The sequence below is a fragment of the Janthinobacterium sp. 1_2014MBL_MicDiv genome, assembly GCF_001865675.1.
GTDB lineage: Bacteria > Pseudomonadota > Gammaproteobacteria > Burkholderiales > Burkholderiaceae_D > Janthinobacterium.
This window is the reverse complement of record NZ_CP011319.1, coordinates 1,922,923-1,944,936: the sequence shown is the minus strand read 5'-3', so window position 1 is coordinate 1,944,936 and position 22,014 is coordinate 1,922,923. Positions and strand designations below refer to the sequence as shown.

19 protein-coding genes and 4 tRNA genes are annotated in these 22,014 nt (G+C 63.9%); 6 read left to right on the top strand and 17 right to left on the bottom strand.

The genetic code is table 11. From position 1 onward, the window contains the following. Positions 1-54: 54 nt before the first annotated feature. Complete coding sequence (locus YQ44_RS08630; protein WP_071323020.1) at positions 55-1,062, bottom strand: phytanoyl-CoA dioxygenase family protein; 1,008 nt, start codon at positions 1,060-1,062, stop codon at positions 55-57. 114 nt (positions 1,063-1,176) lie between these two features. Between YQ44_RS08630 and YQ44_RS08625 the strand changes: the two genes are divergently transcribed. Next, positions 1,177-2,052: a helix-turn-helix domain-containing protein gene (locus YQ44_RS08625; protein ID WP_071323019.1), complete on the top strand. Its 876-nt coding sequence runs from the start codon at positions 1,177-1,179 to the stop codon at positions 2,050-2,052. A 54-nt stretch (positions 2,053-2,106) separates the two neighbouring features. Here YQ44_RS08625 and YQ44_RS08620 read toward each other — a convergent pair. Continuing rightward, positions 2,107-2,183 (bottom strand) — tRNA-Arg (locus YQ44_RS08620). A gap of 220 nt (positions 2,184-2,403) precedes the next feature. Here YQ44_RS08620 and YQ44_RS08615 point away from each other — a divergent pair. Further along, entirely contained in the window at positions 2,404-3,618 is a 1,215-nt protein-coding gene (locus YQ44_RS08615; RefSeq protein ID WP_071323018.1) for a hypothetical protein, read from the top strand. Between the two features lie 71 nt (positions 3,619-3,689). On the opposite strand, the gene YQ44_RS08610 is transcribed toward YQ44_RS08615, so the two are convergent. From YQ44_RS08610 to YQ44_RS08600, 3 genes are all read right to left on the bottom strand, one after another. Then, a tRNA-Arg gene (locus YQ44_RS08610) sits at positions 3,690-3,766 on the bottom strand. 78 nt (positions 3,767-3,844) lie between these two features. Next, positions 3,845-3,921: transfer RNA gene (locus YQ44_RS08605), tRNA-Arg, on the bottom strand. Positions 3,922-4,004: 83 nt separating this feature from the next. After that, positions 4,005-4,081: transfer RNA gene (locus YQ44_RS08600), tRNA-Arg, on the bottom strand. A gap of 506 nt (positions 4,082-4,587) precedes the next feature. Here YQ44_RS08600 and YQ44_RS08595 point away from each other — a divergent pair. Together YQ44_RS08595 and YQ44_RS08590 are read left to right on the top strand one after the other, a co-directional pair. Continuing rightward, positions 4,588-7,089 (top strand): hybrid sensor histidine kinase/response regulator, encoded by a 2,502-nt coding sequence (locus YQ44_RS08595; protein WP_071323017.1) that lies wholly within the window; start codon positions 4,588-4,590, stop codon positions 7,087-7,089. Between the two features lie 331 nt (positions 7,090-7,420). Next, positions 7,421-8,404 carry a GGDEF domain-containing response regulator gene (locus YQ44_RS08590; protein ID WP_071323016.1) on the top strand — a complete coding sequence of 328 codons (984 nt, stop codon included), beginning with the start codon at positions 7,421-7,423 and terminating at the stop codon, positions 8,402-8,404. A 74-nt stretch (positions 8,405-8,478) separates the two neighbouring features. Here YQ44_RS08590 and YQ44_RS08585 read toward each other — a convergent pair whose 3' ends face one another. Further along, positions 8,479-8,874, bottom strand: coding sequence for a hypothetical protein (locus YQ44_RS08585; RefSeq protein ID WP_071323015.1), 396 nt, complete (start codon positions 8,872-8,874; stop codon positions 8,479-8,481). A 317-nt stretch (positions 8,875-9,191) separates the two neighbouring features. Here YQ44_RS08585 and YQ44_RS08580 point away from each other — a divergent pair, with 317 nt between their 5' ends. Beyond that, complete coding sequence (locus tag YQ44_RS08580; RefSeq protein WP_071323014.1) at positions 9,192-9,905, top strand: sensor histidine kinase; 714 nt, start codon at positions 9,192-9,194, stop codon at positions 9,903-9,905. A gap of 12 nt (positions 9,906-9,917) precedes the next feature. On the opposite strand, the gene YQ44_RS08575 is transcribed toward YQ44_RS08580, so the two are convergent. After that, positions 9,918-10,514 carry a hypothetical protein gene (locus YQ44_RS08575; RefSeq protein ID WP_071323013.1) on the bottom strand — a complete coding sequence of 199 codons (597 nt, stop codon included), beginning with the start codon at positions 10,512-10,514 and terminating at the stop codon, positions 9,918-9,920. A 146-nt stretch (positions 10,515-10,660) separates the two neighbouring features. Between YQ44_RS08575 and YQ44_RS08570 the strand changes: the two genes are divergently transcribed. Then, positions 10,661-11,176, top strand: a complete 516-nt coding sequence (locus YQ44_RS08570) for a DUF6265 family protein (protein WP_071323012.1) — start codon at positions 10,661-10,663, stop codon at positions 11,174-11,176. A 97-nt stretch (positions 11,177-11,273) separates the two neighbouring features. Here YQ44_RS08570 and YQ44_RS08565 read toward each other — a convergent pair whose 3' ends face one another. The 10 genes from YQ44_RS08565 to YQ44_RS08520 all read right to left on the bottom strand — a co-directional run bounded on the left by YQ44_RS08565 (position 11,274) and on the right by YQ44_RS08520 (position 21,885). After that, positions 11,274-12,572, bottom strand: coding sequence for an NAD(P)/FAD-dependent oxidoreductase (locus YQ44_RS08565; protein WP_071323011.1), 1,299 nt, complete (start codon positions 12,570-12,572; stop codon positions 11,274-11,276). Between the two features lie 20 nt (positions 12,573-12,592). Continuing rightward, a complete protein-coding gene (locus tag YQ44_RS08560) occupies positions 12,593-13,102 on the bottom strand; it encodes a hypothetical protein (protein ID WP_071323010.1) in 510 nt (169 codons plus the stop codon). Between the two features lie 93 nt (positions 13,103-13,195). Beyond that, positions 13,196-13,933, bottom strand: coding sequence for a hypothetical protein (locus YQ44_RS08555; protein ID WP_071326348.1), 738 nt, complete (start codon positions 13,931-13,933; stop codon positions 13,196-13,198). 117 nt (positions 13,934-14,050) lie between these two features. Further along, on the bottom strand, positions 14,051-15,706 hold the full coding sequence (locus tag YQ44_RS29690; protein ID WP_071323009.1) for a methyl-accepting chemotaxis protein: 1,656 nt from the start codon (positions 15,704-15,706) through the stop codon (positions 14,051-14,053). Positions 15,707-15,908: 202 nt separating this feature from the next. Continuing rightward, positions 15,909-17,291 carry a multicopper oxidase family protein gene (locus YQ44_RS08545; protein WP_071323008.1) on the bottom strand — a complete coding sequence of 461 codons (1,383 nt, stop codon included), beginning with the start codon at positions 17,289-17,291 and terminating at the stop codon, positions 15,909-15,911. A gap of 2 nt (positions 17,292-17,293) precedes the next feature. After that, the gene (locus YQ44_RS08540) at positions 17,294-18,652 is read right to left on the bottom strand and encodes a TolC family protein (RefSeq protein ID WP_071323007.1); all 1,359 of its coding nucleotides are present in this window, start codon (positions 18,650-18,652) and stop codon (positions 17,294-17,296) included. A 1-nt stretch (position 18,653) separates the two neighbouring features. After that, a complete protein-coding gene (locus YQ44_RS08535; protein WP_071323006.1) occupies positions 18,654-19,046 on the bottom strand; it encodes a hypothetical protein in 393 nt (130 codons plus the stop codon). Positions 19,047-19,159: 113 nt separating this feature from the next. Then, positions 19,160-19,597, bottom strand: coding sequence for a hypothetical protein (locus YQ44_RS08530; RefSeq protein ID WP_071323005.1), 438 nt, complete (start codon positions 19,595-19,597; stop codon positions 19,160-19,162). A gap of 33 nt (positions 19,598-19,630) precedes the next feature. Continuing rightward, the gene (locus YQ44_RS08525) at positions 19,631-20,176 is read right to left on the bottom strand and encodes a hypothetical protein (RefSeq protein WP_071323004.1); all 546 of its coding nucleotides are present in this window, start codon (positions 20,174-20,176) and stop codon (positions 19,631-19,633) included. 134 nt (positions 20,177-20,310) lie between these two features. Next, entirely contained in the window at positions 20,311-21,885 is a 1,575-nt protein-coding gene (locus YQ44_RS08520; RefSeq protein WP_071323003.1) for a sensor domain-containing diguanylate cyclase, read from the bottom strand. Positions 21,886-22,014 lie beyond the last annotated feature (129 nt).

Below are 22,014 nucleotides of genomic sequence, written 5' to 3'. Positions count from 1 at the left end.
GTTTCCTCGGTCGATGGCAAGTCGAACCATGATCGTGCATTTGCCCGCAATTGTCTATCCGACAGGCAAGTCCGCCGCCGGGAACGTGGCTTGCCAGTCGCGCGCGCCGAGGATTTTCTCGCCCAGTTCGCTCAACTGCGCCTGCGGATAGCGCCGGCTTTCCTTTTCCTCGGGGTCGCCGGGAAACGCATAGCCCTGCGGCGCGCTGCGTTCGCGCCAGCTTTGCACGCGCCAGTCGCGCAGGGCGTGATTATCTTGCTGCGCCGGCGTGAAGGAAATGTATTGCGCCAGGCGCACCTGGTCCGTCGACGTGTTCGGGCGGATGCCGTGCGCCAGCAGGCTGTTAAAGATCAACAACTCCCCTTTCTTCATGGCGATGAATTCCATCGGGTACGGCACCGTCGCCAGATCCGGCTGCCACGGATTGCGGTCTTGCGGCGCCGTCTTGCGCCATGCCAGCAAATGATTGAACAGTTGCGGATAGCATTGAAAGCCGCCGCTCGCGGGCGAGGTATCGGACAGGGCCAGCACGCCCTGCACGTTGACGGGCAGCGGATCGAGCGAGGTGTCGGCATCCCAGTGGATGAAGCCGCCAAACTTGCGCTTGCCATTGTTCGGCGTGTTCAGGTTGGCGCGGTCGATGGTCACCCACAGGTCTTCGCGGTCCCAGATGTCGACAAAGGCGTCGTAGACGCGCGGCGTCTGGCGGTTATCCCACAGGGTCTGGTTGTGATAAGCCTCGACCATGCCGGAACCGTTGAGCTCCTTCATCGCGTGGTCGCGCAACTGGTCCTGGTTCCAGGTGGCAGGGTCGTGCTGGTCCAGCCCCTGAAATTCCCACAGGAAATCGGTTGTGCGGCGCACCTGTTCGGGAGTAACCGCATCCTTGACGATGACGTAGCCGCAGGTTTGCCAGTGCAAGAAATCGCTGTCGGACAGCACGCGCAGCGGCAGCTGTTTCTTGATATCGCGCAATTGGGTCTGTGCCGTGTAGGCCACGGACGGATTGCCGGGACGGTCTTCGCCGTACTGCGGGTTGACATACTGAACCTGGTCTTGCATCGCTGTCTCCTGTGTTGGTATGGACAGATTGTGCGATGGAAGATTGCGGGGAAATACGTGCGGAGCGACCAATACTGATACTATCATGACTATCCATACGCTCAAAACGTCACAATGACGCCTTTATTCGAACAAGTCACCCTACCGGCCGGCCACTCCTGGGGCTTGCTGTGGCGCGAACTCGACACCATTCCCTTCATCTGGCATTACCACCCGCAGTTCGAGCTGACCCTCACCGTCAATGCCCGGGGACAACGCTACATCGGCGACCACCTGGGCGATTTCGAGCCGGGCGACCTGGTGCTGCTGGGGCCGAACCTGCCGCACACCTGGTCGGCCAGCGAACGCATCGATAGCAGCCGGCCCATGCTGGCCGTCGTCGTGTGGTTTTCGCTCGAGTGGGTGGAGCGGCTGGCGGCCAGCTTTCCCGAGCTGCACAGCCTGCGGCACCTGGCGGCCCGCGCCGGCCCTGCCCTGCATTTTTCACCGGCAACGAGCGCGCGCAGCGCGGCCAGGCTGCTGCAATTGAACGGGCTGCCCGTGCCGCAACGGCTGCCGCTGCTGCTCGACGTGCTGCTGGAACTGGCGGCGGATGGGGAGGCACGGCCGCTGGCGTCGATGGCACAGGCGCCGAGGCATGCCGACGGGCCGCAAAAGCGCATGGAAAGCGTGCTCGATTTCATGCATGCGCATTTCAGGGAAGACATTGCGCTGGACACGCTGGCGCGCAAGGCAGCCTTGTCGCTGGGCGCGTTTCACCGCTTTTTCAAGCGCCACGCGCATTGCACGCCGGGCGACTACCTGGCGCGGCTGCGTATCGGCCGCGCCTGCCAACAGCTGATCGAAAGCGATCTGGCCATCGCCGTCATCGCGCAGGAGGCCGGTTACCGCAACCTCGCGCATTTCAACCGCCAGTTCCGCGCCGCCAAACAGGCCACGCCGCGCGCGTTTCGCCGTCAATACCGGCGCGCGGGCAAAACCACGGCATAAAGGGAGCAGAAACGAAAAAGGGGATCAGATTTTACAATCTGATCCCCAATATTCTGGTGCGGCTGGCAGGAATTGAACCCACGACCCCTTGGTTCGTAGCCAAGTACTCTATCCAGCTGAGCTACAGCCGCCTAAGACAAGATTATAGCAGGGCTTTGCAGAATGGCAAAGGGCGTGGCGCGAGAATTTCACAATTGGGCCAGCGTGCCCGCATCGCATGGACACGCAGCCTGGCCGGCACAATTGAAATGTTCTTTTTTGACATTAAAATATAACATTGTTATTTTAAAATGTTATATTTGCAATGATTAAACGCCCGTACCACCATCCACCCTAGCACCAGAGGAAACAATGCGCCTGACCCTATCGACATTCGCCTTCGCCGCGATCACCCTGACACCGGCCCTGCACGCGCAGACCATGATGAGCATCAGCGCCCTGCAAGGCGATGCGGCGCCGCCGCCCGTGGTATTCATTTCCGATCCGGGCCGCGAAGGCCTGTTTTACCTGTCCGGCACGGGCTCCGCCGCCGATGCGGACGGCGCCACGGCCATCCTCAGCGGCAACAAACTGTACCGGCGTTCGTACAGCGGCGCCCTGCATGCCAAGTGGTTCGGCCTGTCGGAAGCGTCGAACAACAATACGCCTGCCGTCACCGCCGCCATCGGCAGGCTGAAAGCGGGCCAGGAACTGGTGATCGACACGGGCCAGTACCGATTCCAGGGCGCACTGCACCTGCCCGCGAACAAACGCATCCGCCTGACTGCGCTGGGCACCCTGTTTTTCGGACCGGGCGACGGCATCATCATTGAAAATACACACGATGTGTACCTGGAAAAAGTCGTGGGCCTGAGCTGGACCAGCGCCACGCCCGATTACAGCAGCTACAGCGGATCGGGCGTCACCCTGCTCAATGCCAGCAATACCAATCTCAACGCGCGCTGGGTCGAGGGCTTCAGGAATGGCATCAAGGTCACGGGCGACGGCACGGCCAAGGGTTCGCAGTACAACAAGGTGCAGTTCAATTTCCTGTACCAGAATGCGGTGGGCATCTACCTGACGACGGAAAGCACGGGCAGCCTGAACTGGGTGAATGAAAATACCTTCACGGGTGGCCGCATCGCGGGCGAAACCGGCTTGCGGGCGGAGAAAGGACCGAACCAGACGGACTACTTCAACGGCAACAAGTTCTATAACATCGGCTTCGAAAGCCTCGTCAACGGCATCGACGTCGACCATTTCAGCCACAACACGATCATTGCGCCCCGCTTCGAGCAGGTGCAGCATGGCATCAATATGAAATCGAATACCTACAGCAATACCTTCATCAGCAGCAGCATTTACGAAGGCAGCTTCGTGGGCGGCGGCGTGGCGGGCAATGCAGGAAAGTACACGACGGTCTTGGGCACCTTGCTGACGGCCGGCGGCATGATGTCGGGGGCGCTCAGCATCTCGAATCAGGAAGGGAAATTTCTTTCCGTCAACAGAGACCCCAGCCACAGCGCCAATGGCGAAACGCTGGGCAAAATCCTGAGCCTGTCCAACCTGGTCAATGTCGTGCCGTAACGACGGCACGCGGGCGGCAATGCAAAAAGCCCGGAGAGCGGACTCTCCGGGCTTTTCTTTACTACTGATACTGGTGCGGCTGGCAGGAATTGAACCCACGACCCCTTGGTTCGTAGCCAAGTACTCTATCCAGCTGAGCTACAGCCGCAAACTCTGACACACTTCGCCGGACGGCGCGAAGCTTGAAACTTTCATCACAACCGGGGAAATCCGGCTCTGGCAATACTGGTGCGGCTGGCAGGAATTGAACCCACGACCCCTTGGTTCGTAGCCAAGTACTCTATCCAGCTGAGCTACAGCCGCAAAACTTCTACAACATTCCATATAACAACATGGAGGTCAAACTTGTTACAACAAAACCAGGCTAAGTCTGATTTTCAGTATTCTGGTGCGGCTGGCAGGAATTGAACCCACGACCCCTTGGTTCGTAGCCAAGTACTCTATCCAGCTGAGCTACAGCCGCGCAGGCAAACATTATAGCGTATTCATTTCGCTTTGAAAAGTTCGATTTTTCAATCGCTTAGCTGATTTTGCAGAATACCGCCCCGCACGATCGACTACCTTTTCACCGCCAAAAAGCTTGCGCCTTTTTATCGCTGGACACTTCTGCTTTCACAGGGGCATCCAGCGAATCGAGAAGTTGCTGTCTCGAAAGAAGCGGGATTATAGGGACTGCTTTCCAGCCTGTCCAGTGCTATCTGCACGCCGCCGCGATGTGGGCCCAGCATCGGTCGCCACGGGCCGGGCCCCGGGCGCGCAAGCGTGTGGTGGCGGCGCGCCGCTTGGGGCTACAATACCAGCCAGATAAGGGCGCTTGCACTTACACACTGACATGACGGCGGGCACTTCCCATCATGACCCATTTAACTGAGCTCAGCGACGGCAGCGCGGCGTGCCGGCCCGCCGGGAAACGGCGGCCCGGCAGGGCAAGGCAGCTTGTGCGGCAGACTAACTGTTGCAGGATTTCCGATGGCCAAGCATGAACGCAAGCAAGATCTGCTACCGCCATCGGCGCTGCCGAGCCTATCGGACGAGCACCTGAGCAACTTGCTTGAAGGCATCACCGACGGTTTTTGCCTGCTCGACCGCGACTGGACCATCCGCTACATCAACACGCGCGGCGCCGACATGCTGGCGCCACAGCGGCCGCTGGGCGCCAGCCTGGCCGGCAGCAGCCTGTGGCATGCCTGTCCCGGGCTGCCGGGCACGGAAGTGGAAACGCAGTACCGGCACGCCATGGCGCAGCAGCACGGCGGCAGCTTCGAACTGTTTTACCCGCCGCTGGGGCGCTGGCTGGAAATGCGCATCTTCCCCTCCAGTGAAGGACTGACCGCGTATATCCAGGATATCAGCCAGCGCAAGGCGGCCGAGGAAAGCCTGCGCCAGAGCGAGGAAAACTTGCGCGTGCTGGCCAACTCCATACCGCAGCTGGCATGGATCGCCAGCTTCGATGGCACGCTTTCCTGGTACAACCAGCGCTGGCACGACTATACGGGCACCAGCGCCGAACAGATGGCGGGCGACGGCTGGAGCATCGCCTATGACGCGCAGTACCTGCCGCAAATGCTGCTGGGCTGGAAGGCCGCCCTGCGCGACGGCACGCCGTTCGAGATGGAATTCCCCATCCGCGGCCGCGACGGCCAGTACCGCTGGTTCCTGACGCGCGCCAATCCCGTGCACGACCGCGGCGGCCAGCTGCTGCGCTGGTTTGGCACGAGTACCGACGTCGACCAGGTCAAGCGGGCGCAGGAAGCGTTGCGCGACGAGACGCGCGTGCTGGAATTGCTCAATAACACGGGCGCAGCGCTGGCCGGCACGCTCGACCTGCCCGCCCTGCTGCAGGAAACCGTCGATGCGGCCACGCACATCAGCGGCGCGCGCTTCGGCGCCTTTTATTACCATGGCGACGAGCACGCCATACACCGCCACCACGCGGCGCGCGGCGCCCAGACGCCAGCCTTGCCGGCGGCGCGCGCCGTGAGCGGCATCAGCCTGGCCCAGGCCGACGCCATCGCCGCCGAACTGCGCCTGGGGCCGGCAACGCGCCAGAATGACTTGCAGACGGCGCCGGACGGCAACGGTGACGGCGCGCCACCGCTGCGCAGCTGCCTGAGCCTGCCCGTCAGCTCGCGCTCGGGCCAGCTGCTGGGGCGCTTGCTGCTGGGCCACCCGCAGCCAGGCATGTTCAGCGCCCGCAGCGAACGCATCGTCTCGGCCATCGCGGCCCAGGCCGCCGTCGCGCTCGACAACACGCGCCTGTATGCGGCCGCCACGCGCGCCGCCGAGGAACGCAAGGCACTGCTCGACAGCGAACGCGAGGCGCGCGCCGAGGCCGAGCGCACGAATCAGCTGAAAGACGATTTCCTGGCCACCCTGTCGCACGAACTGCGCACGCCCCTGTCGGCCATCCTCGGCTGGGCCCAGGTGCTGCGGCGCGGCACGCGCGACCAGGCCGACCTGCACCGCGGCTTGCAAAGCATCGAACGCAATGCGCGCGCGCAGGCGCAACTGATCGAAGACTTGCTCGACATGAGCCGCATCACTTCCGACAAGGTATTGCTCGACCTGCAAACCCTCGTGCCCGCCAACATCATCGCCTCGGCCGTCGAAACCCTGCGCCCGGCAGCGGACGCCAAGCACATCGCCATCCACAGCGACATCGCCAGCGATGCCGGCACCATCACGGCCGACCCCAGCCGCATGCAGCAGGTGATCTGGAACCTGCTGTCGAATGCCCTGAAATTCACGCCGCAAGGGGGTCAGGTCGACATCGGCGTGCGCCGCGATGGCGCGCGCCTGGCCATCACGGTGGCCGACAACGGCATCGGCATCAAGAAAGAGTTCCTGCCCCATGTGTTCGACCGCTTCCGCCAGGCCGACGCCTCGACCACGCGCAAGCATGGCGGGCTGGGGCTGGGACTGGCCATCGTCAAGCATCTGGTGGAGCTGCACGGCGGCACGGCCACGGCCAGCAGCGCCGGCGACATGCAGGGCGCCAGCTTCACCGTGCGCCTGCCCGTGAATCCGCCAGCCGCGGCGGTACGCAGGCCCGACGGCGGCGCGCCCGCCTTGCGCGACTTGCGCGGCGTCACGGTGCTGCTGGTCGATGACGAGGACGATGCGCGCGAGCTGACGGAGCGCATCTTGCGCGACAGCCATGCTGACGTACACAGCGCCGACAGCGCCGCACAAGCGCTGCAACTGCTGGCCAGCGTGCAGCCGCATGTGCTGGTCAGCGACATCGGCATGCCAGGCGTCGACGGCTTCGACTTGCTGGCGCAGCTACGCGCCTGCGTGCCCGCGGACGCCCTGCCCGCGCTGGCGCTGACGGCATTTGCGCGGCCGCAAGACCGCCAGCAGGCGCACGACAGCGGCTTCCAGGCCTACATTTCCAAACCGCTGGACCCGCTCGAGCTGCTGGCGGCCGTGGCGCAGCTGGCGGCATCCCGCCTGGCCGACGCCCAGTCCTGAAACCGCCCACAAAGATGATGCAAAGAAATAAATTACCCAGAACAAAATGATCATTGCTATGGGTTAGCCTTCCTACTTGCACACGCGGCACTGTCCTACAAGCAACTTACGTCAACTTTGCTACACTGAAACGTAGAAGTACACCTGTACGGCAGGCTGGAGACAGGCGACCTTGGCTGCCAAGAGCGGCGACGGCGAGTTCATGCGCTGTTGTGCGCCCTATCTTGTTGCAAGGCGCTACTATCTTTCCGACCCGCCGTCAGCCGCGCCGCCAGCCCATACGCTGCGGTGAAAGCCAGCGTTGCATTGACCGTATTAACCGAGACCACACATGCCCAGCCAAGATGAGATTTTGAAAGCCAAAATTTTGGTCGTCGACGATTCACCCGACAATGTCGACCTGATGCTGGAAATCCTGCGCGATGCCGGTTATACCAACGTCACGGCCACCATGCGGCCAGCCCAGGTCTGCCCGCTGCACCTGGAGCATTGCTACGACCTGATCCTGCTGGACTTGCAAATGCCTGAACTGAACGGTTTCCAGGTCATGAAAGGCTTGAAAGAAATCGAGCATGGCGGCTACCTGCCCGTGCTGGCGCTGACGGCACAGCCAAGCTTCAAGATCGCCGCCCTGGAAGCGGGCGCGCGCGACTTCATCAGCAAGCCCTTCGACCTGATGGAAGTGCACAAGCGCATCCACAACATGCTGGAAGTGCGCCTGCTGTACAAGGAACTGGCGCAATACAGCAAGCAGCAGCAGGAACTGGCCCTGCATGACCCGCTGACGGGCCTGCCCAACCGGCGCCTGCTGGAAGACCGCATCGAGCATACCTTGCAGCATTCGGCCCGCAACCGCGGCAAGTCGGCCATCCTGTACCTGGACCTGGACGGCTTCAAGGCCATCAACGACAGCTACGGCCACGGCTATGGCGATGAAATCCTGAAAATGGTGGCAACGCGCCTGGTCGGCGCCTCGCGCAAGGAAGACACGGTGGCGCGCATCGGCGGCGACGAATTCGTCATCGTGCTGGGCAACCTGGCCGGCAAGGGCGACGCGCGCGAACCGGCCGCCAAGCTGATCGAAGTCATTTCCGAGCCGTATTTCATCAACGACCTGACCTTGCGCCTGTCGACCAGCATCGGCATCGCCATCTATCCGGACGACGCCAGCTCCGTCGAATCGCTGCTGGGCGCGGCCGACACGGCCCTGTATGAAGCCAAGCGCGCCGGCAAGAACCGCTTTTGCTGCTCGCCGCACGAGGTGATTGTGCCGCAAGTCAACATGCAAAAAAGCAGCATTCCCTCGATCGCCTGAGCCACGTTGCCATGGCGCACGTCAAAAAACCGGGCAGCCCTGCGGCGACCCGGTTTTTTTCACGCCGCAGCGCCTTACTTTTTGCCAGCCGTCACTTCATGCTTGCCCGCATGCTGGTGGTCCGTCTGCGCGTTCACGGTGTCCGGCGACACTTCGATGCGCGTGATGCCGGCATCGACGGAGATCGGGTCGCTGGCGGGAAACGTCATTTCCACGGCATCGTCGAGCAATGCCTCCTTGGCCCGCTCCTCGCCGCTCATGCCTTCCTCATCGGCCAGGATGGCCAGCGCGCTGGCCCACTTGACGAAATTGAGGTTGGACAATTCGCGCACGGTGGTCACGCCGAACGCCTGCTGCAAGGCCTTGGCGTCCTTCGCGCTGACGCCGCGCAAGGCGCTGATGGGGGCATTGACGATGTCGCGGAAGCTTTTGCCGGCATAGTCCTGGTCTACGATGGTATCGATATTCATGGCATATCCTTTCATTACGGTAAAAGGGCCGGTACCGCGCCCTGCGCCACGATGGCGGCGATGCTGCACTGAGATGACGCACAGCCACACTATGGCAGCAGCGTGCGGGCCGGTATGTGCGGAGCCGTACGCAAGGAGCCGATGAAAATTTGCCGCCGTGCATGTAACATAATGTTGTGCTTAGCATAAAAATGATGGAAAGAGATTAAAATTGCCGAAAAGACAGAAATTTTCCATCCATGCGCCCTGCGATGAAATCCTCATGTATGATCCACAACTTGAATTTGGTCCTCTCCTCTCACCATTCACGGGGCGCTATGTCCGCACACACAGATCCGAACAAGGAAGCGGCCCAGGCCGATGCGGAACGCGCCGCCGATCTCAGCGAGTTGCTGGGACATGTCAACACCAGCTGGGACAATGAGCGGCGCGCCCTGTCGCGCCAGCTGCACGACAGCCTCGGCTCCTCACTGACGGCGCTGACCATGCACCTGTCGCTGCTGACGCAAAAGATGCCGCAGGAAGCGGCCCTGCTCGACCGCGCGGCGACCATGAAGCAATTGCTGCTGAATGTGATCGAGACCAACCGCCAGATGCAGATGAAGCTGTGGAACGACAAGCTGGAGTTTCTGGGCGTGAATGTGGCGCTGGGCGAACTGGCCGCGCAATTTGCCGAACAGCACAAGATCACCGTGCGCTGCAGCTTGCCCGAAGATGAACTGATTTGTCCGCGCAACGTGGGCGTGGCCCTGCTGCGCACCCTGGAAGAGGCACTCAGCAACATCGCCACCCATTCCCAGGCAACGGAAGTGGACATCATCATTGACGACAACGAGGAAGCGCTGATGATGACCATCAAGGATAACGGCGTGGGCTTGCCGGCCAGCGAAGCGGTCGAAATGAGCAAGCACGGCCTGCGTTCCGTGCGCGAGCGCGTGCATTACCTGGGCGGCAGCCTCAGCCTGGCGGCCAACCCGCAAGGCGGCACGGCCCTGACCGTGGTCTTGCCGCGCATCACGCCAAAAGCATAATCCCCCGCCGCCTCAGCGCGGCGGCGTCACCATGTCCGGCAGCACCAGCTGCGCGGCGAGCGCGGCGCGGCGTTGGCCCTGACTTGCCAGGCTGGCCCGGTCGCCCGCCAGCACGTGCAAAAAATGTCCAACACGTAGCACCTCCGTCAATGGCGCCGCCAGGGCGGCATCGGCAGGATTGCCCGCCTGCGTCCAGGCCAGCGCCAGCAAGCTTTGCCAGACATCAGGCAGCGCCTGCCGCCAGCCGGCCGAGGCGAGGAAGGCGCCGGCAGGCTGACCCAGCAGCACACCCGCGCGTGCCAGCAAGTCTTCGCGCGCCAGTTCGCCAAGCCAGCCTTCGAGCTCGGCGCGCCACTGGGGGAAGCTCGCCAGCGGCGCCGGCAGCGCATCCAGGCGCCCGATGAAGCTGGCCCTGCCATAGCCATCCATGCGGAAACGCAATACCTGCCGCATTTTCTCTTCCGCATGATCCTCGCCCGCGCAGGACAGCAGCAACTGGTAAAAGTCGAGCTGCGCCGGCTCCAGGCCCAGGCTGGCCAGGCTGATGAAGCGGTAATCGAACGGGGCCGGCATGGCGGCGCCGGACGGCTGCGTGGAAGTGTCTTGCATGGTTGTCCTCTGCATGGTGGTGGGGAAGGCTGGCATCTTGCCTGAGTATAAAGTGTTTGCAGTGTGCAACCCAGCATCGGCTACACTGGGCAGGTGCGCCGCCGGCGCGCCCTTGGGACATCAAGCAATCAACGACAGGAGATGACATGCAACGACTCATCACAACCTTGCTGGCAGCCCTGATGGGCATGGGCGCCGCCCAGGCCGCCGAAAAAGCCGCACCGCCGCCGGACACGGTCGACAAGCTGGCGTGGCTGGCCGGCTGCTGGCTGGTCGACGGCGCCGAACCCGGTTCCGGCGAACAATGGAGTACGGCCGCCGGCGGCACCATCCTCGGCACCAGCCGCACCGTCAAGGGCGGCAAGACGACGGCCTTTGAATTCGTGCAGATCCGCCTCACCGAGCCGGGCCAGCTGGCCTACATCGTGCAACCGTCGGGCCAGCCGCCCGTCGTCTTCAATCTGTTGCGCCAGGACAAACCGAATGAATTCATCTTCGCCAACCTGGACAACGACTTCCCCAGCCGCATCATCTACCGCCGCGACAGCGAGCGCATCTTGCACGCCAGCATCACCGGCAGCTTGAAGGGCAAGCCCGCCACCATCGACTTCCCCATGACGCGGGGCCGCTGCGAGGCGGCGCCAGTCGCGCGCGGCAAATAAAAAGGTTCTGTCATCGGTAAATAGGGGAAATATTTGACGGTGACATAACCAATAAAAAAGGGCCTTGCGGCCCTTTTTTTGATCTGACATAAACGGTTTAATGCAGCTTGACCTGCGGCGTGCTGCGCTTGATCAGGAAGCGTCCCATGGCCATGACGGCCGTGCGCACGCTGCCCAGCACGGCATTGTGGTGCATCAGGTGCAGGCTGACATACATCATGCGCGCGACAAAGCCTTCGACGAACCAGCTCAAGCCCTTGAGCGACCCCATCAGGGTGCCGACCGAGGTGGTGCGGCCGAACGACACGAGCGAACCGTAGTCCAGGTATTCATATGGCTTGGTTTGCGGCGGCTTGCCCTTCGCCTGCAACACGAAAGTCTTCAGCAGGTAATCGGCCTGCTGGTGGGCGGCCTGGGCGCGCGGCGGCACCAGCTTGCCATCGGCGCCGGCACAGGCGGCGCAATCGCCGAGCGCGTAGATATTCGCATGGCCCTGCACATTGAGCATGCCCGTCACTTCCAGCTGGCCGGCGCGGTTCGTCGGCAAGCCCAGGGTCGAGAGAAATTCGGGCGCGCGGATGCCGGCGGCCCACACGCAGATATCGGCCGCATAGCTGGTGCCGCTGGCCACCGTCACCTGGTCGGCTTCGATCGCCGTCACGCGCGTGTCCGTCACCACCGTGATGCCATGCTTGTGCAGCAGCTTCGAGGCGGCGATGGAGACGCGCTCGGGCAGCGGCGCCAGGATGCGCGGCGCCCCTTCGAGCAGGGTGATGCGCACATCCTTGATGGCGTTCAGATTCTGGAAACCGTAGGCCGCGTACACGCCGCTCGCTTCGCGCAGCTCGGCGGCCAGCTCCACGCCCGTGGCGCCGCCGCCGATGATGACGATGTCGACACCGGGATGGCCGGCGTCGCCCTGGCGCTGCTCGGCCATGGCCAGCAGCTTGAGCAGGGTCAGACGGAAACGCTCGGCGTCTTCCGTCGCATTCAGGGAAATCGTGTTTTCCTGGGCGCCGGGAACGCCAAAATAATTCGACGTGCTGCCCACGGCCAGCACCAGCTGGTCGTAGCTGACCTGGCGCTGCGGCAACAATTGTTCATCCTTGTCGGTGGCGATGGCGCCCACGGTGAGGCTGTTCGATGCCGCGTCGAGCGCGATCAGGGGACCATACACATAGGTAAAGCCATTGTCGTGCGCCAGCATCTGGTACGACAGGCCTTCCTGGTGGATGTCCAGCGTACCCGCCGCCACTTCATGCAGCGACGGTTTCCAGATATGGTACAGGCGGCTGTCGACCAGGGTTACCTGACCGGCGCCGAGCTTGCGGCTGAGTTTGCAGGCCAGCTCCAGGCCGCCTGCTCCGCCACCTACGATTACGATTTTACTATGCAAAGATCCTCCTGCTTGCTTGTTTAGTCCCTGCGCCCGTTACCGTTGCCATGGCCTCTGCCCGGATTGTCATCATGCTTGTCGCGCTTGCCTTCATGTTTATCGCGCTTGTCATCATGCTTGTCAAAGTGCTTGTCATGCTTGTCGTGCCTGTCGTCATGACGGCCGCGGTCGCCGTAGTCGGGACGGCCATGGTCACCATGCTGCTGGCGGTAACGGGGCACATACTGGTTGTTATACCAACTATCCTGGACGAAATATACTTCTTGGTTACAGGCATTATACTTGCGGCAGTGCTTGGACCAGTTTTTCGCATGGCCGGGCGGCACGCGCAAATAGATGGGGCGGGCCGAATAGTATTGCGGGCGCTGCACGATGACAGGCTGGGCATAGATCAATTGCGGCGCGGGATAGTCGCCTATGTCGAGGCGTCCGTAAAAGCCGGGCTGGCCCACGGTGACGGAGACGCCGACCTGGGCAACGGCTGCGGTGGCTGCCGACAGCAGGACGGCGGCGAGAATGAGGGTTTTCATGGAGACACTCCTTTTATCAGTTATGTCTCAATTGTAGACCTTGTGCAGCATGCCGTTTGTTCGCAAGGACACATAGGGATAGCCGTGTCCATTTCACCACAACTTGCCCAGGGGTACGACCAAGCCACTGAACAGCGACCAGTCCGGCGACGCCCCCGTCAGGCCGCGCGCCACGCCGAGATCGATGGCCAGCCGCGGCGTGGGACTGTAGGTGGCGGCCAGCAAGAGCTGTGCCGTGGCTGGCGCGCCGCGCAAGCGCGTGCCCGACACTTCCGCCGTGGCGCCCCAGCGCGCACTGACGGGCGTGGAAAACGACGCCGCCCAGCCCGTTTGCACGGTGCCCGTGCCGGGCTCCGATGCGCCCAGGCGCGTGGCGTTCAGGTTCATATCCATGTGCACGGCGCCCAGGTCGCGGCTGAAAATGCCATTGAGCGACACGTCGCTCTTGCCGCTGCCGATGGCGTCCTTGGCCGTCGGCGCCTTCCAGCCCAGTTCCAGGCCCAGCGCCGTGGCGCTGTCGAGCACGAATGCCCGCTTGAGCACGACGGTCGTGTCGCCCACGCCCGTTTCGCGCCGCCCCGTTTCATCGCGCGCGCGGACGAAAGCCTCGCCTTCGAGCAAGATGCCCCACTCGGGGCTGAACGCCAGTTTGAAGGTGTATGGCAGGCTGGCGCGGCGCGCGCCGTCCGTTTTCGACAGCAGGCCGCCGGCCTCGAATTCCAGCTGGCCCGGCACGGGCAGCTGGGCGGGACTGGCGACGGAAGGACGGTAAGGCAGGATGGGATCGCCGTCCTGCGCCTGCGCCGGCGGCGCCAGCAGCAGGGAAAGCATGAATAGCGGGCTCAACAGCGGCAAGAGGCGTGACAGCGGCGGCATACGAGTCCCGGCAAGAGTAGGCGATGGCGACAGCCTACCACCGCTGCGCCACTTATGCCTGGCCAACGGCCGTCAGGCCAGCCGGCGCTCGCCGTGCCTGAACGCTGGCGCCGGCCGGCGCAGCGGCGTCACATTGCTGGCCGGCGGCACGGCGATGCGTTCGGCCTGGGCATGCAGGCGGAACACGCCCACCAGCTCCGTCAAGGTTTGCGCCTGATCCTGCAGCGATTCGGCGGCGGCCGCCGCCTCTTCCACGAGGGCCGCGTTTTGCTGCGTCACCTGGTCCATTTGCAGCACGGCCTGGTTGACTTGCTCGATGCCGGCGCTCTGCTCGGCGCTGGCGGCCGTGATTTCCTGCATGATGTCGGCCACCTGGCGCACGCTGGTGACGACCTCATCCATCGTCTTGCCCGCGTCATGCACGAGCCTGGAGCCGATTTCCACCTGTTCGACGGAGTCGCCGATCAGGATCTTGATTTCCTTGGCGGCACTGGCCGAGCGCTGCGCCAGGTTGCGCACTTCGGCCGCCACGACGGCGAAGCCGCGCCCTTCCTCGCCCGCCCTGGCCGCTTCCACCGCTGCGTTCAAGGCGAGGATATTCGTCTGGAAGGCGATGCCGTCGATGACGCTGATGATGTCGACGATCTTGCGCGAGGAGGCGTTGATCGATTCCATCGTCTGCACCACCTGCCCCACCACGGCGCCACCCTTGCCGGCCACGTCCGAGGCGGCGCCGGCCAGCACATTGGCCTGGCGCGCATTGTCCGCGTTCTGGCGCACGGCCGACGTCAGTTCCTCCATCGACGAAGCCGTTTCTTCCAGCGAGCTGGCCTGCTCTTCCGTGCGCGACGACAGGTCGAGGTTGCCCTGGGCGATTTCGCCGGACGCCGTATTGATGGTATCCGTGCCCGAGCGCACCTGGCTGACGATGCCCACCAGCTTGTCGCGCATGGTTTTCATGGCGTACAGCAGGCTGGCGCTGTCGTGGCTTGCCGTGCGGATATCCACGGTGAGGTCGCCCTCGGCGATGGCGCCCGCGATCCGGACGGCATACGCGGGTTCGCCGCCCAGCTGGCGCGTCAGGGCGCGCGTGATCAGCGCGCCCAGGGCCAGCCCGGCGGCCATGCTGCCCAGCACCAGCGCGATCATGAAAGTACGGCTGGCCTGGTACACGCTGGACGCCTGGTCGGCCGCCGCCTTGGCCCGCTCCTCTTTCTGCAAGGACAGTTTTTCCAGCACGCCATCGAGTTCGTCGGCATGCTGGCGCGTCTTGTTCAGCAGCTCCGTCAATGCGGTGCTGCGCTGGGCCAGCGGCTCGGCTGCCGCCAGGGTCAGCGCCTGCTGCATGGTCGCCGTGTACTCGGCTTCGACGGTGGCAAAGCGGGCAAACAGCTCCTTGGCGGCCGCCGTGACGAACAGGGGCTGGGCCTTGGCCAGGTTGCTTTTATTGGTTTCGAGAAATTTGGCGATATCGGCCTGGCGCCGGCTGCGCTCTTCGGCCGTGGTAGCCAGCAGGAAATTGCTGCGCGCCCGGCCCACCTTGATCAAGGCGATATTGGCTTCCTTGATATACGACAAACCCAGCAATTCATTGTTGTACATCTGGCCAGCCATGGTGTCGATCTTGCCCATGTTGAAGATACCGATGCCGGCCACGATGGCCCCCATCAGGGCGACACAGAAAAATGCCGCCAGCAAGCGCGTTCCCACCTTCATCTGATTCAGCATGATTTCCCCTTTTCACCTTGCCCGGCGCCACCGCCTGATACGGCGGCACAACGGGGACGATCAGCGTTTACAAGAAACGTAATAGCTTGAATATAAAGAAAAAAGGGCAGAAAAAATGCTCGGATTGTCACCAAACGACAATTCCTTGATTTAGGGCAACATGCAAAACGGCTTGCCATGCTAGGCAAGCCGTTCCTGCGGATTAATGTCCCGCGTGCCCGCCCGGCTTGCGTACCGTCATCTCGACGCCACGCCTGGCCGCCGGCTTGCCCGTCCCCTGGGCGCGCACCGGTTCCGGCAAGGCGCCCGTCCATTCATGGGCCACGCTGCCGGCCGGATGCTTGTACCAGCCAGGGTCGCGGTAATCGCCGGGCTTCTGGTCCTTGCGCACCTTTACCGTGGTAAACATGCCGCCCATGCCGATGGCGCCGAACGGGCCGTCGCCGGCCATCATCGGCAAGGTGTTGTCGGGAATCGGCATCTGCATCTCGCCCATGTCGGCCATGCCGCGCTCGCCCATCACCATGTAACCGGGCACCAGCTGGTTGATCTTTGCCGCCACGCCCTGGTGGTCGACGCCGATCATGGTCGGCACGTCATGCCCCATGGCATTCATCGTGTGGTGCGACTTGTGGCAGTGGAAAGCCCAGTCGCCCAGGTCCGTGGCCGTGAATTCCACGGCGCGCATCTGGCCCACGGCAATATCCGTCGTCACTTCGGGCCAGCGCGATTCGGGGCGCGTCCAGCCCCCATCCGTGCCCGTCACCTCGAATTCATGGCCATGCATGTGGATCGGGTGGTTCGTCATGGTGAGGTTGCCCACGCGCACGCGCACCTTGTCGCCCTGGCGCACCACCATCGGGTCGATGCCGGGGAAAACGCGGCTGTTGAAGGTGAACAGGTTGAAATCCGTCATGGTCATGATCTTCGGCGTGTAGCTGCCGGGGTCGATGTCGTAGTTGCTGAGCAAGAAGACGAAATCGCGGTCCACCTTCATGAAATTCGGGTCTTTCGGGTGCGTCACCCAGAAGCCCATCATGCCCATCGCCATCTGCGTCATTTCATCGGCATGCGGGTGGTACATGAAGGTGCCGGGCCGCTTGGCAACGAATTCATAGACGAAGGTCTTGCCAGGCGGAATGCCTGGCTGCGTCAGCCCCGTGACGCCATCCATGCCGTTCGGCAAGCGCTGTCCATGCCAGTGCACGCTCGTGTGCTCCGGCAATTTGTTGGTGACGAAAATGCGCACCCGGTCGCCCTCCACCACTTCGATGGTGGGCCCCGGCGACTGGCCGTTGTAGCCCCACAGGTTGGCCTGCATGCCGGGCGCCAGTTCGCGCACGACGGGCTCGGCCACGAGGTGGAATTCCTTGACGTTGTTGTTCATGCGCCAGGGCAAGGACCAGCCATTCAGGGTGACGACGGGATGGAAGGGGCGGCCGTTCGGCGGCGGTGGCGGCGCTGTCGTTGCCGCACCGGCCATGCTGACGGCTTCCGGCAGCGACGCCGCGCCGACGCGGCTGACGGCAGCCGCACTCAGGGCGACGGCGCCCGCATTCATGAAAAAGTTTCTACGTGTAATCATCATTATTCCTTGTCGGCAGGGCCGCTGCCATTGATGGCCGATTGCAATGCCGTTTGGGCGATCCAGAAATCGCGCTGGGTCTCGATGGCGCCATTCACGCTGCTCACCTGCTCGCGGGCGTCCGCCAGCAGCTCGAACACGCTGGCCAGCATGCCGTTGTAGCGCAGCAATACTTCGTGCGAGATCGTCTTGCGCAGCGGCACGACTTCATCGCGGTAGTGGCGCGCCAGGTCGTAAGCCGTGCGGTAACTGGAGTAGGCCTCACGCACTTCCGAGCGGGCCCGCACGGCCGTGCCCGCCGTGCGCTGCAGCGACTGCTCGTACAAGGCTTGCGCCCTGGCGTTGCGCGCCGTGCCCCAGTCGAACAGGGGCAGTTCCAGCGAGACCTCGTAGCCATTCTCGCGCGGCGCTTCGCTGCTGCTCTTGTTGGTATAACCCACGTCGAGCACGTTGATGAAGCCCGTCACCTTCGACAGGCCCAGCGCGTCGGCCGTCGCGTGCGCGTCGAGTTTGCTCATCTGCACGTCGAGGCGCTGCTCCATGGCCTGCGCCTCGATATTGCCGGCGTCGGCCGGGGTGGCCGGCAAGTCGGGCAGGCGCGACGGCAAGGTGAAGCTGGTCTGCTTGCCCCACAGGCCCAGCAAACGCGTCAGGTGCTCGCGCGTCGCCGTCGCCTGGTGGCGCGCGCGCGCCAGGTCGCCGACGGCGTCCGCGTAAAACACTTGCTGGCGCGCCTGGTCGAGGCGGCTCCAGTTGCCCGCCTGCTGCAGGCGCGTGGCCAGCTGCGCGCCCGCCTCGGCCGACACCAGCGCCCGCTGCATGAACGCTTCCGTCTGCACGGCCGCGACGGCGGTGAAGTAGGCGCGGCGCGTGTCCGCCGCCAGTTGCACGGCAGACGATGCCGCCTGCAGCTTGGCTTGCTCGAAGCGGCCCCGCTCGATGTTCACGCGCAGGGGCATGGTCAGCAAGCCGGCCAGGTCGAAACTGACGCCGCGGTCGATTTCATTGCCGTGGCTGCCGTGCGAGCGGCCGAACGACAGGCCCGGGTTGCGCAAGCGCCCCGCCTGCACGAGGTCGGCCTCGGACGCGCCCAGCTGGGCCAGTGCCGCTTTCATGCCATGGTTGTTCATCAGGGCGATGCGCACGGCGCTGTCGGCATCCAGCGGCTGGGCCAGCAGCTGCGCCAGCTTGTCCTCGCCACCCTTGTCCGCCAGCGCGGCGGGAGCGCCCGTGCGGGCATCGGCCAGCGCGGCGACGGCCTGCATGCCGCCATCCTGGCTGAAACTGGCGCAGCCGCCGAGCAGCAGGGCGGCGGCCAGGGCCAGCGGCGTCAGGCAATACGATGTCTTGAAACGGCTCATCTCAATGCCCCTCATGGTGGTGTTGCGGGGCCGGCTGGTCGGCCGGCTTGGCATCGGGCTTGGGCATGGCGTGCCCCATCGGTATCTTGTGACCCGGCATGGCATGGCCGTCCATCTTGTGGCCGTCCATCTTCATCATGCCCATGTGGCCGCCGGCGTCGCCAACCTTCCGGTTCAGGGCGCGCCAGGACTGGTCCGGCGTGGCCTCGTCTTCGACGGCGGGACGGTAGCCGGCGAAGGCGGAGCGATAAGTGGTGGCCGGCACGGCTGCTTGCGCCGCTTGCGGGGCGGCGGGGCCGGGCGTTGCGGCGGCAGGGCTGGCGGCACTGGCGGCCAGCGGTAGCGCCGCAAGCGCAACGCCGGTGGCCAGCGCAAGGCTGAACAGGTGTTTCATGATATTCCTAGAATGACAGGGTATGGCGCGGCAAGCGCGCCGGAGGAACGCCGGGGCGGCCGCCGCGACGTGCAGGGACGTGCGACGGCGGCGCCGCCAGGTTCAACGGGCGGTCAGGCGGAGTGCGTGCTTCTCGGGGGACGTTCGGGACCGGACGGTATGTGCCCGGCGAACAGGGAATCGGGCGCCAGCGCCGGAGGCGGCGCGCGCAGGGTCAAGGCTTGCAGCGGCGGCATGCCGGGCGGGGCCGTGGCACCCGCCGTGCAGGCGCCATGGTTGCTGCAATCGTGGCCATGGTGCGTGGCGCCGCCATCGTCCATGGCCATTTTCATCGGCTGGTCCTGCATGTGCATGCCGGCCATATCGCCCATGTCGTGGCACTCGGGGGCCTGCGCCTGCGCCGGCGCCTGCATGGCGGCGACGCTGACGGCCACCGCAAGCTCGTCCACGCAGCAGCTGCGCATGGCCGACGCAAAGCCCTGCAGGGGCAGCGTGACGGCCAGCAGCCAGAGCAGCGAGCGGGCGAGAAAGCGGAAAAAGGCACGGTTCATGGCATGACTATAAACCTTCCCACACGAGGAAGGTCAAGCCCCAATTTCAGTTCGTTTGCCATGCGTCAGCCAGATCAGGTACACGCCGTAGTAGCCCTGCCCTTCGAATAGAACCTGGCCATCGGCAAAATGGATTTTCTCCACTTGATTGACGGTGAAATACGCGCGGCCATCGGCCGCCTCGACGTCGCCCCAGTAGCGGGCGCGGGGCCGGCAGTAGCCGCTGGCGCGCCCGATGGCCCCCATCAGGTCGCCGATCATGAAGTCGTCCAGCATCTCGGCCAGCAGTGGCCGGTGGCCCGCCAGCATGGCCGTGATGTCGGGATAGCCGGCCTGCATCAGCTGGGGCAAGTCGCTTTCCTCGTACCGCAGGTCATCTTCGCGGCAAGTCTGGATGAAGCTGTTGAACGGCCCGTCGAGCAGGCCCGCCAGCGCCGTTTCCGGCACGCTCAGGCGAAACGGGTGCAGCGGCAGCACGCTGTGCTGGCCATAGTTGAGTTCGCGGCAGTCGAGGAAGGCCAGCGGATGTGGCCGCCCATTGACATCGCAGCGGATGCCAAATTTTTGCTTAAACGTCATCGATATCCAACCCTGCCATGCCCGTCATCCTCATTGTGCGTCTCAGGGCCACATGGTAAGTGCTGGCGGACAAACCGGACAGGCTCAGATGCAGCGAAAAACAGCGGATCAGTTTATGCCGCACGGCACGCCTGTCAGGCTGGCTCCGTGATGCCCACGCAATTGCGCCCGTTTTCCTTGGCGACATACAGGGCCGCATCGGCGGCGCGCAGCACGGCATCCGCATCGCCGGCCGCCTGCTCGGACGAGACGACGCCCAGCGATACCGTCACGGCTCCCGCGCCGGGAATGACGGCGTCGGCCACCCTGGCGCGCAGGCGCTCGGCCACCTGCATGGCCACGTCGAGGTCGGCGTCGGGCAAGAGCATGATGAATTCGTCGCCGCCGTTGCGGCACAGCACGTCGGCATCGCGCGAACAGGCGCGCATCAGCTGCGCCAGGCGCAGGATGACGTCGTCGCCCACGCCATGGCCCCAGCGGTCGTTGACTTGCTTGAAATGGTCGATATCGATGGCGATCACGGAAAACGGCCGCGCCTGCGTCTGCCAGACGTCCAGCGCCGCCGCCATGCCGCGCCGGTTGGACAAGCCCGTCAGCGGGTCCGTCTGCACGTCGGACTTCAGCTTGCCGATCTTGTTCTGCAACAAGGCCAAGCCCTTCAGCAAGGCTTTCTTGATCTGCGCCGCCTCCACATACCAGGAGCGGATGGCCGCGATGTGCTCGGCCGTACCCGCTGCATCCATGCGCCGCGCGCCGTCGGCCAGCTGCACCAGCGGCCGCGAAATCAGGCTGGCCAGCCACCAGATGAATGGCAGGCTCAGCAAGGCGATCGGCAGCGAATGCCACAGCGTGTTGAGCATCAGCTGGTTCAGCGGCGCCAGGGTCATGGCCGTCGGGCGCTGCGCGACGATGCCCCAGCCCGTCGACGGCATGACGGCGTAGCCGGCCAGCATGTCCACGCCCAGGCTGTTGTCCATGCGCCGGTTGCCGCCGCCCTGCTGCGCGATGATGGCGTCGATCACCTCATTGCGGCCCGCCAGGTCGCCCAGGCGTTCGGGATCCGGGTGGTACAGCAGGCGCCGCTTCTGGTCCACCACGTACAGGTAGGAGCCGTCGCGGTAGTAGTGCTGGCCCAGCATGGTGTACAGGATGTTTTTCTGTTTCAGGTAGATGCTGCCGCCCACATAGCCGAGGTAGCGCCCGTCCTTGCCGACGATGGGATGCGAGACGAACACGACCAGGTTGCCTGCCGAGGACACGTACGGCTGCGTGACGAGGGGCCGGCGTTCGCGCAGCGCCTGCACGGCGCCCGCCGAATCGAGCTGGCGGTGCTTGAGGGCCAGCGTTTCCGGCGACACGCCCAGCACCTTGCCATGGGCGTCGACGATGAGCACGGAATTGAAGCTGTTCGTTTGCAGGCGCAGCCGCTGCGCCTCGGCCGTCAGCCAGGCGTCGTCGGCCATGCGCGACGGCAGGCCGCCGGCGCTGTAGGCCAGCTGCTGGCGCGCCGACTGCAGGAAATCCTCGGCCGTGCTGGCCAGCTTGCTCGCATACGCATGGTTCGCTTCCAGCGTGGTGTCGATCAGCAACTGGCGCTGCACGCGGTAGCTGGCGTAAAACGTATTGGCCAGCGCAACCAGGGCGCTGGCAAAGGCCACGAGCACGATCAGGCGGCGCAAGTTCATGCGCAGAACAGGTTTAGTCCACATGGCGTCAGCGGGAAGTAGGTAGTGTACGGGTGGTGTTGCGCTAAAGAAAGGGCGCATTATACCGAGACAGCCGTGCCAACATTGAAATCTTGGCATCAATCAGCGGGGAATGTGTACAGGCGGCAACGA